Annotated in this window: 15 protein-coding genes; 6 read left to right on the forward strand and 9 right to left on the reverse strand. The window is 44.8% G+C overall.

Annotated features, from left to right (window positions below; all coding sequences use genetic code 11):
* Positions 1-97: 97 nt before the first annotated feature.
* Positions 98-2,956, forward strand: coding sequence for a diguanylate cyclase (locus tag MHM99_RS04980; RefSeq protein ID WP_343213271.1), 2,859 nt, complete (start codon positions 98-100; stop codon positions 2,954-2,956).
* A gap of 61 nt (positions 2,957-3,017) precedes the next feature.
* Here MHM99_RS04980 and MHM99_RS04985 read toward each other — a convergent pair whose 3' ends face one another.
* A complete protein-coding gene (locus MHM99_RS04985) occupies positions 3,018-3,896 on the reverse strand; it encodes a DUF417 family protein (RefSeq protein WP_239218386.1) in 879 nt (292 codons plus the stop codon).
* A 262-nt stretch (positions 3,897-4,158) separates the two neighbouring features.
* Here MHM99_RS04985 and MHM99_RS04990 point away from each other — a divergent pair, with 262 nt between their 5' ends.
* Positions 4,159-4,617, forward strand: coding sequence for a hypothetical protein (locus MHM99_RS04990; RefSeq protein WP_239218388.1), 459 nt, complete (start codon positions 4,159-4,161; stop codon positions 4,615-4,617).
* On the opposite strand, the gene MHM99_RS04995 is transcribed toward MHM99_RS04990, so the two are convergent.
* The gene (locus MHM99_RS04995; protein WP_239218390.1) at positions 4,614-5,666 is read right to left on the reverse strand and encodes a hypothetical protein; all 1,053 of its coding nucleotides are present in this window, start codon (positions 5,664-5,666) and stop codon (positions 4,614-4,616) included. The genes MHM99_RS04990 and MHM99_RS04995 overlap by 4 nt on opposite strands.
* An 80-nt stretch (positions 5,667-5,746) precedes the next feature.
* Positions 5,747-6,130 carry a hypothetical protein gene (locus MHM99_RS05000; RefSeq protein ID WP_239218392.1) on the reverse strand — a complete coding sequence of 128 codons (384 nt, stop codon included), beginning with the start codon at positions 6,128-6,130 and terminating at the stop codon, positions 5,747-5,749.
* Positions 6,131-6,407: 277 nt separating this feature from the next.
* On the opposite strand from MHM99_RS05000, the gene MHM99_RS05005 reads away from it, so the two are divergent.
* Positions 6,408-6,845: a DUF2177 family protein gene (locus tag MHM99_RS05005; RefSeq protein WP_187447661.1), complete on the forward strand. Its 438-nt coding sequence runs from the start codon at positions 6,408-6,410 to the stop codon at positions 6,843-6,845.
* Here the strand turns inward: MHM99_RS05005 and MHM99_RS05010 are convergent.
* Complete coding sequence (locus tag MHM99_RS05010; RefSeq protein ID WP_081099348.1) at positions 6,823-7,977, reverse strand: acyl-CoA desaturase; 1,155 nt, start codon at positions 7,975-7,977, stop codon at positions 6,823-6,825. The two genes, MHM99_RS05005 and MHM99_RS05010, sit on opposite strands and share 23 nt — an antisense overlap.
* Positions 7,974-9,032: an FAD-binding oxidoreductase gene (locus MHM99_RS05015; RefSeq protein ID WP_239218394.1), complete on the reverse strand. Its 1,059-nt coding sequence runs from the start codon at positions 9,030-9,032 to the stop codon at positions 7,974-7,976. Before MHM99_RS05015 ends, MHM99_RS05010 begins: the two co-directional genes overlap by 4 nt.
* A 289-nt stretch (positions 9,033-9,321) precedes the next feature.
* On the opposite strand from MHM99_RS05015, the gene MHM99_RS05020 reads away from it, so the two are divergent.
* The gene (locus MHM99_RS05020; RefSeq protein ID WP_239218404.1) at positions 9,322-10,407 is read left to right on the forward strand and encodes an alkene reductase; all 1,086 of its coding nucleotides are present in this window, start codon (positions 9,322-9,324) and stop codon (positions 10,405-10,407) included.
* A 226-nt stretch (positions 10,408-10,633) separates the two neighbouring features.
* Here MHM99_RS05020 and MHM99_RS05025 read toward each other — a convergent pair whose 3' ends face one another.
* On the reverse strand, positions 10,634-10,951 hold the full coding sequence (locus tag MHM99_RS05025) for a hypothetical protein (protein ID WP_239218406.1): 318 nt from the start codon (positions 10,949-10,951) through the stop codon (positions 10,634-10,636).
* Positions 10,952-11,163: 212 nt separating this feature from the next.
* On the opposite strand from MHM99_RS05025, the gene prfB reads away from it, so the two are divergent.
* Positions 11,164-12,262, forward strand: a protein-coding gene (gene prfB, locus MHM99_RS05030; protein WP_152910863.1) for a peptide chain release factor 2 whose coding sequence is annotated in 2 segments (ribosomal slippage) — positions 11,164-11,238 and positions 11,240-12,262 — 1,098 coding nt in all. Because the reading frame shifts where the segments join, the coding sequence is not laid out codon by codon here.
* A 23-nt stretch (positions 12,263-12,285) separates the two neighbouring features.
* Entirely contained in the window at positions 12,286-13,854 is a 1,569-nt protein-coding gene (gene lysS / locus MHM99_RS05035) for a lysine--tRNA ligase (protein WP_239218408.1), read from the forward strand.
* Positions 13,855-13,894: 40 nt separating this feature from the next.
* Here lysS and MHM99_RS05040 read toward each other — a convergent pair whose 3' ends face one another.
* The 3 genes from MHM99_RS05040 to MHM99_RS05050 all read right to left on the reverse strand — a co-directional run bounded on the left by MHM99_RS05040 (position 13,895) and on the right by MHM99_RS05050 (position 16,231).
* Positions 13,895-14,836 carry a 2-dehydropantoate 2-reductase gene (locus tag MHM99_RS05040; protein ID WP_239218410.1) on the reverse strand — a complete coding sequence of 314 codons (942 nt, stop codon included), beginning with the start codon at positions 14,834-14,836 and terminating at the stop codon, positions 13,895-13,897.
* A gap of 76 nt (positions 14,837-14,912) precedes the next feature.
* Positions 14,913-15,665, reverse strand: a complete 753-nt coding sequence (locus tag MHM99_RS05045; RefSeq protein WP_239218412.1) for a pseudouridine synthase — start codon at positions 15,663-15,665, stop codon at positions 14,913-14,915.
* Positions 15,665-16,231: an Hpt domain-containing protein gene (locus MHM99_RS05050; protein ID WP_014948751.1), complete on the reverse strand. Its 567-nt coding sequence runs from the start codon at positions 16,229-16,231 to the stop codon at positions 15,665-15,667. The genes MHM99_RS05045 and MHM99_RS05050 overlap by 1 nt, the downstream gene beginning before the upstream one ends.
* Between the last annotated feature and the right edge of the window lie 144 nt (positions 16,232-16,375).

A 16,375-nucleotide genomic window follows, 5' to 3' on the forward strand; every position in this document is an offset into this window, starting at 1 on the left:
ACAATTTTTGTGTTAGTTAATAGATAGAGGTATTATTACACTGTCTATCTAATAACGTACCGAGAAGCCATTGAAGTTTGTGTCTCGCACTTTTGTGATGTGTTTGCTGTGGGTGATACCCATAGATGGCTTTTCGGTAGAGTCTTCTCAGCTCATGCCGCTCAACCGGTATTTCCCTCAATCGTGGGGAACGAAAGACGGGCTTCCTCACAATAGTATTCACGCACTAGCACAAACGTCCAATGGGTATCTATGGGCGGGTACCTGGGAAGGTGTAGCTCGGTTTAATGGTCAGCAGTTCACTGTATTTACCCGCGGCGCGCAAACAGGATTACCAGACTCCGGCATTCGAAGCTTGTATTACAACAAGCCCCGCGACGAGCTACTGGTGGCAGGAAACCGAGGCGGTGTAACGTCGCTTATTGCCGAGCAGTGGCATGCTCAAGCGCCCCTGTCTTCAATGGTTAATCATGCATTCAGAGACAGTAATAACGTGTTATGGTTTGCGCTGGAAGACACGGGGATTGCAATGAGAACGCCTGACGGCACGCAAAAAGAATACATTGTAAATTCGAGTGCTTACCGCATAATCGAAGACGGATTTGGCGTAATCTGGTTTGCAACAAGCCAAGGGTTATTCAAATACATAAACGATAAATTTCAGCTAGCTGTACCCGACCATAACATACTCTCTGGTCCATCATTTACTCTCGCTCTTGATAGCAAAAAACGTGTTTTAGTTGGCACAGAACACGGTGTTTGGCAGCAAACAAACGGTACCTTCGCGCTACTTCACAGCTCACTTGCCGACAAATCAGTTAGTAGTATTTTGCTTGATCATCAAAATAGCATTTGGGTAGGCACCATTAATCATGGCCTCTACCGTCTAAGTGGCTTAGGCCTAGAGAAACTGGATGCGACAACAGGTCTTCCCAACAACCGCGTTTTTTCACTGCTTGAAGATTTGGAAAAAAATATCTGGATTGGCACTAATGGTGGTTTGTTTAGGCTGCGTCGTGCGCTATTTACCACATTCTCGCAAAGCCAAGGAATGAGTGGAGACTTTTTGCGAACTGTTTTGCAAACGTCTGATGGCCAACTTTTAGCAGGTGGAAGTGCTGGATTAGATATATTTTCCAATGATGCGTTTTCCAGCGCATCGCTCACTACGGGTGAAGCCTTTTCTGTACTCAGTTTGGCAGCGGTAACTGAAGAAGTAACGTTAGTTGGCACCTATACAAAAGGTGTGCTGCGATATGAAAACGACCAACTTACTCCTTACCTCAATAGACATTTAGGGTTACCGAGTAATGAAGTAAGGGCCATTCTTTTAGCGAGTGATAACAGTGTTTGGTATGCCACTGCGCAAGGTGTAGTTCAACAAACGCCAGATGGAAAGCTAATCCATTTTAATGAACAAAATGGGCTACCTGCTCATTTTTCAATGGGCTTGGCAGAAGATCGTGAAGGACGAATCTGGATTGCTACAGGGACAGGGCTCGCCTATATCCAACAGGGTATTGTGCACACAGTGTCGTTTCCTGAACATTCAGATGCGCAGCACGCGTTCAGTTTTAGCGTTGTTGAAAAGGGAACTTGGATTACAACCGATCGAGGCCTTGCGTATTTTGACAATGCTACTCAGGCACTTAGTGTAATCGAAAAGTCGCAGGGGCTTCCCGTAGATAAACTGTTTTCAATCGGTATAGATCACAACAGCGGTGTATGGCTAAGTTCAAACCAAGGGGTCATTCTCACTTCACTATCAAGTCTTAAGGAGTGTCTGACATATCCAAGTGCATTATTGGAATTTGAACATTTTAAGGAAGAAAATGGCCTGGCGAGTATTCAAATCAATGGTGGATCACAGCCATCTCAGATTGTCGATGTAGACGGAAATGTTTGGCTTCCTACTGCGAAAGGGCTCGCTACAGTGACGCCTGCAAACCTTGCCATGTTGAGTGAATTCCCTATTCCGGTAAGTATAGAGGCGGTACTACTGGACGGTGCTGACCAGCAATTTGATACGGATAAAAGGGAAGTAGACGTAACGCCGTTAACCACGCGAGTAGCGTTTCAGTATGCAGGGTTGGGTTTCGCTATGCCTTCGCGTATAGAGTATCAGGCTATGTTAGTAGGATATGACCAAGATTGGGTTAACCGTCATCAATTTAGAATGACTGAATACACTAATTTAGCACCTGGTCGTTATCAGTTTAAAGTACGTGCTCGTTACATTGGAGGCACCTGGCAAGAGATTACGTCACCATTTTCTATTCGCGTGCTCCCTAGCATTTATCAGACATTTGCTTTTAAATTCTCGGTTTTTCTTTTCTTCTGTTTTGTTATCTATGCACTTTATAAAGTACGTTTTCATCACTTGAAAAAATCAGAAATGATTTTAAAACAAAGGGTCGATGAACAAACCAGATCATTAGAATTACAAACCAAGCGGTTCGAGTTCCAAGCAACTCATGATGATCTAACCGGTATTGCAAATAGACGAGCATTCGACCGCTGGCTTGTACAATATTTTGAAGAGGCTAAAGCGAAACAAACTCCTCTATGTCTTGCCGTTATCGATATCGACCATTTTAAACAGGTAAATGATCAGTACTCTCACTTAGTAGGAGATAAAGTCATTACTGAGGTGGCCCGTATATTAAATCGCGAAGTTCCGCATTATGCTAAATGTGCAAGGTGGGGCGGCGAAGAGTTTACTGTGTTGTTACCCGAATATGACTTGATAAATGCAAGGGTAGCTATGGATCATGTTCGAAAAATCGTGGCAGCACATGATTTCAGTTTTATAGCGCAAACGCTGAAAGTCACAATCAGTATTGGTGTAGCAAGTGCAAATGGCGCGAGAGATCACGACAGAATGTTAACCCATGCCGACCAAGCACTTTATACTGCAAAAGAAAATGGCCGCAATCAAGTGACCATTTTCGAATAAACGATAAGTGAGGTAGTGGTTAATTACTACAACATCTTTAACCTGACTTTGCCGTAAAGCTTTACTGTGGCGATTGACCCAACTGCGCTTCTTCGCGTTCTCGTGAAACTGCCTCGAACAGCGTAAAGTAAGCCACCACAGCAAGATTAGCGACAAACCAAAGGTCTTTAATAACGAACTGACCTAGGCGATTGACGATAGTCGTGCTGTTAAAGGTATCCGGTACAGTAAACAAAAACGTTTGTGTCATTAGAAAAACCGATAAACAAGCCAGTCCGCTCGCAATGATCATCGGCTTGTTCTTAGTAAAGATGCCCGCACCCAATAGCAGTGCAAAGAGGACATCAAACCCACCAATTACATTCGATGCCCCTTGAACGCTAAACACAGCATATAGCCACGACATAAACGGTGATGTTTCAACTAGCCCCACAATCGCATTAGCTTCAAACTCGAAAAACTTCATGCCTCCTATCCATAATAAGACCATGGCTACAGGAGCAAAGTTGAGGTATGTCAGTTGCTTGTGCGAAAATTTTTCGCGATAAAACAAGAATAGGAAAAGCGGTAATACTGCGAAGTACTTGATGATGCCTTGACCGCTGCCAATAATCGGGAAGCCCCCTAAATCGGCCATCCATCTTGTTGGTGATAATAACGTCAGCAATGGAATGGCAGTTACAAAAGCGGCATATAGTGTTACTGCTTTTGCTGAAACAAGGTTAAAACGTGCTGCAATGGTCATTAACGGTAGCAACAGCAACGCGATACCAGAAAAAGCACCAAGGGCACTCTCGCTCAACATAGTGTCTAACGAGTAGAATTTAAATGTAGCGATAAGTGCATTGGGGTTTGCACCCAATAAAAATGTTAGGCCAAGAACTGCGAAGCTAAAAGTGAGCAATGCGGTGACCATGTTTTCGGTTTGGTTTAGTGTCATAAAGCGTCCGTAAATACTGCTAGTTTTGCGAAGTGTATGTAGAGACCCGTCGAGGTAGCACTAAAATTTCATAGGTTTGATAATTATTAGGCATAGCGCAATAAGCAAATAAGGATTTATTGACAAAATAAGAACTTATCTAATAGCGGTTGTCATAAGTAGCAGAGGTCTTAAATAAATTAGGTCTTGAGTAGTGTAGGGCTTAAATAGTTTGGTTTTTAAAAAGTAGTGGTTTAGAAAGTAAAATAAATTGAGAGAAAAAATGAAACAAGCAAGCAGTAGAGCACTGAAGCGTTTTAGGATCTGGTTAATAGCAGGCGTGTGTGCAGCCTTGTCTGCTTGTGGCGCTCAGCCCCCGGAACCTATTGATGAGCCAATCATGAGTGTTGAAGACGTCGAGAAATTAGAGCAAGATGTTGATACCTCTTTGCCTTTGGTGCAGCAGGCCTATTCCATTGAGTCTGAAAAAGTGTGCGATAAACACGGTGGTAACTGGAAGAAAGTAGGCCGTCAGCAGGCGCATGCTTGTGTGCTACCAGCAAACGATGCTGGTAATGCGTGTAATGACAGCAGCGACTGCGAAGTGGCTTGTGTTACAGGAAACAATCAGGTAGAAGCAGGGCAAAAGGCCAGTGGCGTGTGTTTAGAAACTACCGACCTTTTTGGCTGCAGAGCCTATGTTTCAAAGGGCGTTGTGGAGCATACCCTTTGTGTTGATTAAATCAAAAGGGACGAGAGGCGTTTTATCCACGTATGACTCTGTCTTAACTTTTTGATTGATGCTTCAATATCTTTAGTCGTGTACTCATTGAAAACCTGAGAACTGGGGTATATTGCCGGCAATTCATTTAGCATTTGCTTCTGGTGCTCTGTTGCATCAAAAAGAACTGGGGTGCCTTTGGCAAGAGGAAATATCAATCGTTCATGAAGTGCAAATAGAAAGCCGGGAGAATTGTGAACGACATACTTGGCTTTCTCCATTTTTTTGAGCAGATCTGTGTAGGGTATTTCTTCATGATAGTCATGTTCAGGGTACTCTTCTGCGTATTTTCTAACGTTTCTTCCATAAACTGATAGACGTACACCGTTATCTTGATAATTGCTAAGCACCTGATTACGAGACAATGCTCTAATATAGCGATCTGCTTCGCATGTGATTTTATATACCTTCTCATCTAACGCTGTCGTAGGAGGTCTATTACCGTTGGGCAACACGCCAATGGCCATTAAGAATTCATTAATACTTTTTACTTGCTCTAATGCTGGCTTTATTTGTTCGAAAACACCAAGTTCGATTAGAGCTTGTTTGGCGGCGTTAAAATCCATATAGCTGGCTGGAAATAATACTTCGTCAGTTCTATCAATATTCGCAACAACCGTATCGGTGATATCTTTGCTGCTGACAGCGTGGAAAAAGTCTTTCGCTGGGATATTAAGCAAGTTAGCAAACGCAGTATGTTCTTTTGCAATGCAGAGCAATTCATATCCCTTATACTTTTGCAGGTGTGGTAAAAGTAAAAGCGGATGGTCAACAGCTAGAGCATAGGTTTTGCCAAGCGCAAGCGCAGTATCCAAGCCAGAACCGTTCATGCAAATGCTAAACTTTATCTGACTATGATCTATCTTGTTAAGAATATTTGCTGCTAATTCACCGTCGTTCACAGGTAATACAGTGCATTGTTCTCCCAGTATGGCTAAGTCTTCTTGAATACCTGAGCTGAAGTGTGACAATACACCGTATTGATTGATAACACCGAATATTAGAATCATCCTAATCCTTCTTTATAGAGTTGGTTTTAATGTTTTAGTTGAACATTAAAACATTCACTAAGCAATTTAGTGGTTTTACGTTATGGGCTATTTTTTCTAGTAAAATTAAAAACATCATTATCTGAAGCCGTCTCATTACATTCGCCTAATAGGTGCAGTCTATCTTCGGTTTGATGTGTATCGATTTCTATATAGCCTGTTTGGCAATAACCTGTTTCATCCAATTTTTCATCAAGAGAGGCATAGAGTTGCTCAGTCATTCTATCACTGCTATCAGAAGATTTTTGTGATGAGCCTCCTCGGCTTTCTTGCCCTCCACGGCCGCCACGACCACCACCATCACCCCCTTGACCGCGACCGCCTCTGCCGCCACCGCCTTCTCGCGGTTTCATTAGAGGAATGCTAAAGGCGAAGAGCTTGGTACCGTCTTGCTTGATCTTCGTTTCAAAAAATATTTCATCCATGTCTAAAGGTGGTGGCCTATGAGCGCACGCACTGACAATCAAAGAGGTCGTTATTACTAATAGTGTTTTATTCATTTTATTTAACGCTTATTTGAACCACGTCACTTTGAGATTCAAACGCCTCTTTAGTTGCAGCACCCAGTGTAAGTTTTAAGTAAAGTGTGGATTTGTTTTTTAAGGTTTAGCATTCTCGCGGTGCACTTATTGTGCAACACTTGCGTATTCATATTTTAAATCACTTGCATCCGCAATTTGCTTATTTACAGGGATAGGTTCCATGCTTTCCAACATCATTCGCTTTGCGAAAAACATCGTCGTGTCGTTAATTGCAATCTTTGTGTGTTTTGGTGTGCTCGACTTCTTGTGGCTTGGCGTTATTGCGGATGGCTGGTATCAAAGTGAAATGGCTCCTCTGCTTAGAAGCCAATTTATCACGTGGCCTTGGGTGGTTTTTTACCTCATGTATGGATGTGTGGTGTTTGTACTTGCTGTGGTGGCGAACAGAGATAAGTCGTTACTTTATGCTGGGATCGATGGCGCGCTTCTAGGGGTGGCCAGTTATGGTGCCTACAATTTAACGGCGTACAGCATTATTGAAGGTTTTACATTGTTTATCATGTTGGTTGATTGGGCGTGGGGCACGTGCCTAACCAGCGCGAGCGCTATGGCCGGCTGGTTAGGGTTTCAACTGGTTAAGGGAAAGAGTAGCGAATAATGCGTTTTAACACGCTGGCGTATTGTTTTAAAAAGCTGCCAGTGTTGTAGTGCATGCCGTGTTCTTCGAATACGGCTTTTACCTTGGGGGCCATCTCTCGGTAGCGTCTGGCTGGGATATCTGGAAACAGGTGGTGCTCAATTTGAAAGCTTAAATGCCCAGTAAGCACGTGAAACAGGTTTCCGCCCTTTATGTTCGACGAGCCCAGCGCTTGTCGGTAGTACCATTGCCCTCGGGTTTCATTAACACAATCTTCTTGTTTAAACGTTTCCACGTCGCCAGTGAAATGGCCGCAAAAGATAATAGTAGATGTCCATAAATTGCGCAGTAAATTGGCGATAAGGTTGCCGGTAAATACCCATAAAAATAACGGCCCAGCTAACAAAGGAAATAGTACATAATCTTTTACTAACTGACGTGCGCCTTTACTAAAAAAGCGTTTCTTAAGTTCATTATGGGTAACCTGATTCTTACGGTTGTCCTTCTTTTTTCCAAAAAAGACCCGCTCAGCGGCCATTTCGTGATACGACACACCCCACTGAAATAAAACACTAAGTACGATGTAAGTCGCAAACTGCCATAGGTTTTTTACACGCCATCTAAAATCGTTAGACAGGCGAAGCAAGCCGTAGCCAAAGTCTCTGTCTTTCCCAATAATATTGGTATACGTGTGATGCTCGTAATTATGAACGCGATTCCAGCTCGCACCATCGCAGGCAATATCCCACTCATAGCCTTTCGAATTAATGTGTTTGTCGTTCATCCAATCGTACTGGCCGTGCATTACGTTGTGGCCTATTTCCATATTATCGAGAATTTTTGCTGTAGCTAAACTCAATACGCCGGCAACCCAGAGCAGCGGTTGAATGAACCCCAACATTAAAAGTATCCGTCCGCTCCACTCGCAAATTCGCTGAACAAGAATAATACGTCGGATATAGGCCGCATCTTCAGCACCCACTTTTCGTTTAATGTCAGCTTTAATTTCATCAAGCTGAGCGGCAAGTAACTCGTAGTTCGGTTTCTCTTTAGTGCTCGTTGACCGAATAGCTTTGGTTTCACTTATCGGAGAATGCGCCTGTTCGATGGCTTCTTCACGGTGTTGGTTGTCTATTGCAACGCTGGTGTTCATAGTTGAATCTCCAAATCAGTAACGGCTTGTGATACACACAGCTGAATAAGTTGCTCTGCGCTATCTGAAAGCTCACCCGTGCGGGTATCTCTCACTACGCCCCGTTTCTTAACACATTGGCATTGATGACAAATTCCCATGCCACAGCCATAAGTCACAGGTTGTTCTGCTTGCTGAAGTTGTATAAGTAGGGTTTGCTGATTGTCGACAGTTAAAGATTGGCCGTTGTGTACCAAGGAAAAGGTTTCACTTTGGCTAAGACTAGAACTGATTAGGACAGGAAGCGCAGCGAAGTGCTCGCTCGAAACAGGGACGTTGATCGTATTTGCATAACTTTCAACTTGCTCGAACATGGCATGTGGACCACACACTAACCAGTGTGCATTGGCAAAGTTACAAAGATGCGCTTCTACGTCTCCGTCTTTTTGCTTGCTCAAAATATCATAGGTGAAGTGCTCACAGCGCTGACTGAACGCTGATAATTCATTGAGTAATACATGCTCGTCCGGCTTAGCAAAATAAAGTAAGTGTACCGGTGTATGGTTTAGCTGCGCGTTGTTGACGGCATCGTCAAGCATGGCAATGAAAGGAGTTATACCCGAGCCGCCCGCTATCATAAGTAGGGGCTTTTCAACCTTCGGCCAGATAAATTCCCCCATAGGGGCTGAGATATTTACCCATTGATTAGGCACACAAGAGTGAAGATAAGGTGTTAATGCGCCCTGAGTTTTAACCTTGGTTACAAGACGAATCTGCTTTTCTTTTTGTCGGGTGTTAGCACCACTCGCTATGGTAAACACGCGAGTGGTGAGCCTGCCATTAATTTCTATGGTTAATGCGATATGTTGCCCTGCAACATGCGTTGGCCAAGACCTCTCTGGTATAAGTAACACCTCGAGCATATCCGTGCTCAGTTTTTTTACGGTCACGACCCTAGCTCTGAAATACCCATCGCGCCACGCGGGTCTAACTTGCTGCATCAGCACTTCCCAGTAGCCCTTCCAAGAGGCATGGTGAAAAATGCGATCAGTGAATTTATCTAGTAATAGTCTCAATGTAGAAATCACACCTGTATTTCGTCGGAATATCTTAAATACAAAAAGGATGAAAATATTTTAGCTTACACTTGTACGCTAATTCAGCGCACAAGTGTAAGCTTAATTTTTTCTGCGTCAAGAGGAGATGCATGAAATTTGGGATAACGTCGTCGAAATACACCGGTACTCTTGTGAAAAATGCAAAAGTGCTTTGTTAAAAGTACGGGTTCTAAGCCAGCTATAGGGCCTTATATTTACCGTTATCTAAACGTGTAAATTGCAAGAATAAAGTTCAAAGGATCGTATTATGAAATTATTTGAAAGCCTATCGCTGGCTGGAAAAACGCTGAACAATCGGGTTGTTATGCCGCCAATGACCCGCTCCCGCTCAACACAGCCGGGAGATGTGCCCAACACCCTTATGGCTGAATATTACGCTCAGCGCGCAAGTGCAGGGCTTATTGTGAGTGAAGGCACACAAATTTCGGCACTCGGTAAGGGTTATGCGTGGACGCCGGGTATTTATACCAAGGCGCAAATCGATGGCTGGAAGTTGGTAACAGATAAAGTCCATGAAGCGGGTGGTGTGATGTTTGCGCAGCTTTGGCACGTGGGCCGCGTATCCCATCCTTCAAATACAGAGGGGCAGCAGCCAATTAGCGCATCGGCGATTCAAGCAAAAGGCGTAAAAGTATTTGTTGATGAAGGCGACAACCCTGGCTTTGTTGAGTCGGTCATGCCCCGAGAAATGAGCATTGAAGATATAAAAGCCGTGGTGGAAGAGTATCGCGTTGCGGCGCGCAATGCCGTAGATGCCGGATTTGATGGCATTGAGTTGCATTCGGCTAATGGTTACTTGCTTAACCAGTTTATTGATTCTCAAAGTAATACAAGAACTGATGAATACGGCGGAAGTGTACAGAACCGCATTCGATTCTTGAAAGAAGTGGTGCAGGCCGTGTCTGAGGAAATTGGCGCTGATAAAGTAGGTGTACGTTTGGCGCCCCTAACAACATTAAACGGGACGGTCGACGACAATCCCGAAGAGACCTATCTTGCTATTGCTTCCATGCTTAATAGATTCAAGATTGGCTATATGCATATTGCTGAAGCCGACTGGGATGATGCGCCGCAAATGCCAATATCATTCAAGATGGCTATTCGTGAAGCCTATAGCGGTCTGCTTATTTATGCCGGAAAGTACGACACAGAGCGTGCCGAAAAAGCTTTAACTGAAGGATGGGCAGATATGATTGGTTTTGGTCGACCTTTCGTGGCGAACCCAGATTTAACCTACAGACTGGCGAATAATGTACCGCTGAATGAGCACAACCCCGATACGTTATTTGGTGGTGGTGAGAAGGGCTACACAGATTATTCTTTTGCTAAATAGCCGGAAATTCCAGCGGGTGTGTAAAAAACACTTTGCTCAGGAAAAAGGGGCAATCCATTAAAAGTGAGCATGGCTCTTTTTTTACCAGAACGAACAGCACTTAAAACGTGTTGTTCGTTCTAAAGCTTACTTTCGTCAGTCAGCAGTTAGACTCATTACGTAACAGCTATACGCAGTGATGTGTTAACACCGTCGATACTCACCGAGTCATTTCTGCACTTTACGGTTAATATTTACGATTGCGATATAGCCAAGTGAAAATTCCGCTTCCCGCTATTAACATTGACGTGGCAAGCCACAATTTAGAAATGGGCGTGCCGTTGGGGCACTGCAACGCCATCGTCGCCCCGGCAAGGTTCTGGCAATCGACGAGTTGGCCCAAGGCCAATACAAAAAGACCGAGAAGTACGCCGATAACGGCATAAGACAAATTATTGAACGACATACTTTTCCTAAAAGATTTTCCAATCAATTCGCACACTAAACGCACGCGACAATAAGCAATAATGCTCCAAACTAGTGCAGCTGAAGGCTGCTTTTTCAAACATTTACTCTATTTGTATGGGCTAAGACAGCCTACCCAACAGTATGTGCGCGCCATTGAACGGTGAAAATACTCGCTTCAACGAAGGTGCTTAAAATCCATACGAAAATTAGCACAAGCCCAGTGTCGCAATATTTGCGCCAACCCCTATCAAAATTCCTTCAAATTCGGTACTATCCGCGGTCTTAAATTTTTAACGAAATAAGCGGACTATGTTTGAAATAAACCCCGTTATGAATGCGATAAAAGATATCCGCGAGCGCACTGAAGCGCTTAGGGGGTATCTTTGACTTTGATGCAAAGTCAGAGCGTTTAGAAGAAGTTAGCCGAGAGTTAGAAAGTCCTGACGTTTGGAACGAGCCAGACAGAGCGCAGGCCCTTGGCAAAGAAAAAGTCACCCTAGAGCAAATCGTAGAGACGATCCACAAGCTCGATCAGGGAACTGAAGACGTTGAAGGTCTCGTTGAATTGGCCGTTGAAGCCGAAGATGAAGATACCTTCGTTGAGGCCCAAAGTGAGCTTGAAGGCTTAATTGAGCAGCTAGAAGTGCTTGAGTTTCGCCGCATGTTTTCTGGCCCTAACGACGAAAACGACTGTTATATTGATATTCAGTCGGGCTCTGGTGGTACAGAAGCACAAGATTGGGCCAACATGCTGCTGCGCATGTATTTGCGTTGGGGCGAAGCGCACGGTTTCAAAACGGAACTTATTGAAGTGTCGGAAGGCGAAGTCGCGGGCATTAAAAGTGCTACGCTGCGCGTTCAGGGCGAATATGCGTTTGGCTGGCTACGCACAGAAACAGGCGTACACCGCTTAGTACGTAAATCGCCGTTTGACTCGGGCAACCGCCGTCATACGTCGTTTTCATCTGCGTTTGTATATCCTGAAATTGATGACGACATCGATATTGAAATCAACCCGTCTGATTTACGTATAGACACCTATCGCGCATCGGGCGCGGGTGGCCAGCACGTAAACAGAACAGATTCAGCGGTACGTATTACCCATGAACCTACGGGCATTGTGGTGCAGTGTCAGAACGACCGCTCGCAGCACAAAAACAAAGATCAGGCGATGAAGCAGTTAAAAGCCAAACTTTATGAGTTTGAACTGCAAAAACAAAACGCTGAAAAACAAGCGATGGAAGACAGCAAGTCTGATATCGGCTGGGGAAGTCAAATACGCTCTTACGTTTTGGACGACTCCCGCATTAAAGATTTGCGTACTGGCGTGGAAACACGCAACACTCAAGCCGTGCTGGATGGCGACTTGGACAAATTTATTGAAGCCAGCCTGAAATCCGGGCTGTAAACCGAACAACGAAGTGAAAGGTTATGACTGACCAACAAACAGACGATAACAAATTGATTGCAGAGCGCCGTGCTAAGCTAAGCGCTATTCGCGAGCAGTGCCGTGCAAACGGTTTCCCAAACAGCTTCCGTCGCGAAAACTATGCGGATGAGCTTCAAGCTAAGTTCGGTGAATTCGACAAAGAAACGCTACAAGAGCAGGGTAACAAAGTAAGCATCGCTGGCCGTATTATGGCAAAGCGTGGTCCTTTCATGTTGCTTCAAGATATGACTGGCCGCATTCAGGCATACGCAGATAAAGACACGCAAAAAGCCCTTAAAGCAAAATATGGCGCACTAGATATTGGCGACATTATTGGCGTGGCGGGTGACCTGCATAAGTCAGGTAAAGGCGACCTTTACGTGAACATGGAGCAATACGAGTTGCTAACCAAAGCACTTCGTCCATTGCCAGAAAAATTCCACGGTTTGAGTGACCAGGAAACGAAATATCGCCAGCGCTACGTTGATTTGATCACAAGTGAACAAACGCGCAAAACGTTCATGATCCGTAGCAAGATCGTAAACGGTATTCGCAATTATCTTACCGATCGTGACTACCTTGAAGTAGAAACACCGATGCTTCAGGTTATTCCTGGCGGCGCGACGGCGAAGCCGTTTGTGACTCACCACAATGCGTTAGACATCGATATGTACCTGCGTATTGCACCAGAGCTTTATCTTAAGCGCCTAGTGGTTGGTGGTTTTGAGCGTGTGTTCGAAATTAACCGTAACTTCCGTAATGAAGGCTTATCAACCCGTCACAACCCAGAGTTTACTATGCTTGAGTTCTATCAAGCGTATGCAGACTACAACGACCTGATGAACCTTACCGAAGATATGCTGCGCACGCTGGCAGAAGATATTCTTGGTACAAGCATTATCAAAAACACAACTAAAGACGCTGAAGGTAACGTAACGTCTGAAGTTGAATACGATTTTGGTAAGCCGTTTGACCGCTTAAGCATGGGCGAAGCTATTCTTAAGTACTGGCCAGAAGCTAACGAAGAAGCTATCCGCGACCCAGAGGCGAACCTTGACGCGCTTAAAGCAATGGCGAAACAGCTTCACATCAAAGAGCCTGAAGTTGACGGCATTTGGGGTGCGGGTAAGTACCTTTGCGAAATCTTCGAAGCGACCGCGGAAGAGAAGCTTATTCAACCTACGTTTATTACAGAATATCCGTGGGAAGTATCGCCGCTTGCGCGCCGTAACGACAACAACCCATTCATTACCGACCGCTTCGAGTTCTTTGTAGGTGGACGTGAATTAGCGAATGGCTTTAGCGAGCTTAACGACCCGGAAGATCAGGCGGAACGTTTTGCGAAGCAGGTTGAAGAGAAAGACGCTGGTGACGATGAAGCCATGCACTTCGACGATGATTACATTCGCGCGCTTGAATATGGTTTGCCGCCAACGGCGGGTGAAGGCATCGGGATTGACCGTCTAGCTATGCTATTTACTGATAGCTCAACAATTAAAGATGTTATCTTGTTCCCACACATGAAGCCTCAGGCGCCAAAAGACGCGCAAGAAGCGGGTGAACAAGAATAATCTTAATCCTTACATTGCGTGATTTAGGTGCTCGGCGCTGTTAAAGCTTCAGCGCCTTAACACGCTCTACTAAAAGGGTATTCTCGGGAACGGGAATACCCTTTTTTGTTGCCATATCTACAATGTAACCGTTGATGGCGTCTATTTCTGTTTGTCTACCGTGAGCAACATCCTGATGCATACTTGAGTAGTTTTCTCCGGTCGCCTTGGCTACAGACAGCACATTTTCATGAACTGACAGTGCATCAAAATCTAGCCCGTAAGCATTCGCTACCTGAGTAAACTCATTGCAAATTGAAATACGGCTTTGTTCAAATTCAGGCTTAGCAATGTGCTTATTTTGGATATTGTGAAGCGCCGTTAGTGGGTTAATCACGGCATTAACGGAAAGCTTCGTCCACAATGCTCTTAGAATATTATTTTGGTATTGCACCGGCGGAAGTGCGTTGTCTAACGTCGCAATTGCGCTGGCTAGCTGTGGCGCTATTTGTGAGAGGGCGGCCAATGTTTGAGGTGATGGTTTATTTACATTTGGCGCGCCAATTTGCGTTGCGCCAACGCCAGTATACTTAACATGAAAATCGCCGCTCGACGCGCTTACTTTTAACGAGCCATGACTGGTTGTAGCAAGAAGCAGCGGATAATCGCCGCCAAGTAAATGTCTTGCGACCTCAAGCCCGCCCATACCGTTGTGAAGCAGCACAACGGTAGGCTGTTGTGTGAGATAGGGAAGCCATTGCAATAGGGCTGCTTTAAGTTGATATACTTTTAAGGGGAATATCAGCACATCACTTTTAGGTAACACGATAGGTGAAGACTTCGCAGGTTTTAGCGCAGTGGTTTGGCCGTTTTGCCAGTGTGCGCAAGAGGGCATGGTTTTCATGTCTCTGGGGTAGCAGTCATACGGCACGCCATTTTTCTGGGCGCTCGCAGCAATTAGGCTTCCTATGGCACCGCCGCCAACTATATGTAGTTTACCCATTAGCACCTATTAAACACTCAATGTCGTTCTATTTTATTATGGTCATCGACACTTATCAGGCCTATCGCACTTTTCCTTATTGCGCCGGCATATAGCGTGCGGGCAGGGAAGGCCATGGATAAGTCTCAGGCGCATTAAGCCCGTTATACCAGGCCTGCACGTCGTCTTCGTTTATTACTTTACCGGTATCGAAAGGTGCAGTAACCGATAATTCACCAGAAGACAAAGGAAGGCGCAAATGCCATGCATGAAGATACAGCCTGTCTGATGCCTCACCACCATAAAGTGTATCACCCAAAATAGGTGCGCCAATGCTTTTAAGCGCCACACGAATTTGATGGGTTTTCCCCGAGTGAGGCTTAACGATAAACCCTCGGGTACCGGGCTTAGCCGCGCTACTGAAAAACTGAGTGATAGCCGGGTTTTCTGTGGTTTTTAGCAAAATCCGCTGGCCGCCTCGACGATTTTTCATATCGCCCATTATCATGCCTTGTTTCTTTTTAGGCTTGTGATCACTTAGCGCCAAGTAGTATTTGCTCACACGTCGTGATGAGAAAAGCTCGCCAATTTCTCCGGCTACAGCTGCATTTTTAGCAAGACACAAGCAGCCCGACGTGCCCGTATCTAAGCGGTGGCATAGATGCAGTTCTGTTTCGGCTAACTGCTTTTTTAATCGGGTGACAATGCCGTCTATTTTTTCTGGCTCGCCGTTTTTGGCAATATTTTCTCTAACATCTGCCTCATTAGTGGCATCGTGCATAGCAATACCAATAGGTTTGTTAACAATAATGAGGTCTGTATTTTCAAAGAGAACGGGGATCGGCTGCACTAGCTATTTTCTAACTCTGATATGGCTTCTTCATAGTCAAGTTCGTCTACCGCATCGATAATAGCTGAGCGCTTTTCTTGAGGTAGGGCAAGGGCATCTAGCCATTCATCCAGTTTGTCCTGGGCGATAAACTCGCTCGCTTTCAGCGCTGTCATTAACTGTTTTCGCGCTTGCTCAGCTGCTGCTCCATTCGCCGGTGCCGGGGCAGAAGCTGTGACTTCTGGCTCTTTGATCAACGCATCAACCGCAGCAATGGTTTCATCAAGTACTGCGATAAAAGCAGGGTATTGTTCAGCAACGCGTTTGTCGTTTCTAAAGCCGCTTTCTACAGGCTTGCTCGCATTGTGCAAAGCAAAAAGCCCTAGGTTTCCTGTCACGCCTTTTAGTGTGTGAACAAGAGAGTAAGCCTCATTAAAATCACCCTTAGCAACATGCGCCTGCAAGTCAGCATCAAGAGAACGGTATTCGTCCGTAAACTTACCAAGTAGGGTGAACAACAGTTTTTTGTTACCACTTAGCTGTGACATTCCAAAATCAATATCGACTACTGTTGTTGACTGATCCATGCAACTATCCTTTTTATTTCGCAACTTCTATTGGGCTATTTCTATTCCAAATGGAAACCGTTTGTCAGTTCATTCGTACCACTTAGCGAATTCAACTGGCTAAAGCCTATTTTACAAAAGACTATGAAGTGTAAGTGTATTTCA

The sequence above is a fragment of the Alteromonas sp. MmMcT2-2 genome, assembly GCF_022348305.1.
GTDB classification, from domain to species: Bacteria; Pseudomonadota; Gammaproteobacteria; order Enterobacterales; family Alteromonadaceae; genus Alteromonas; species Alteromonas macleodii.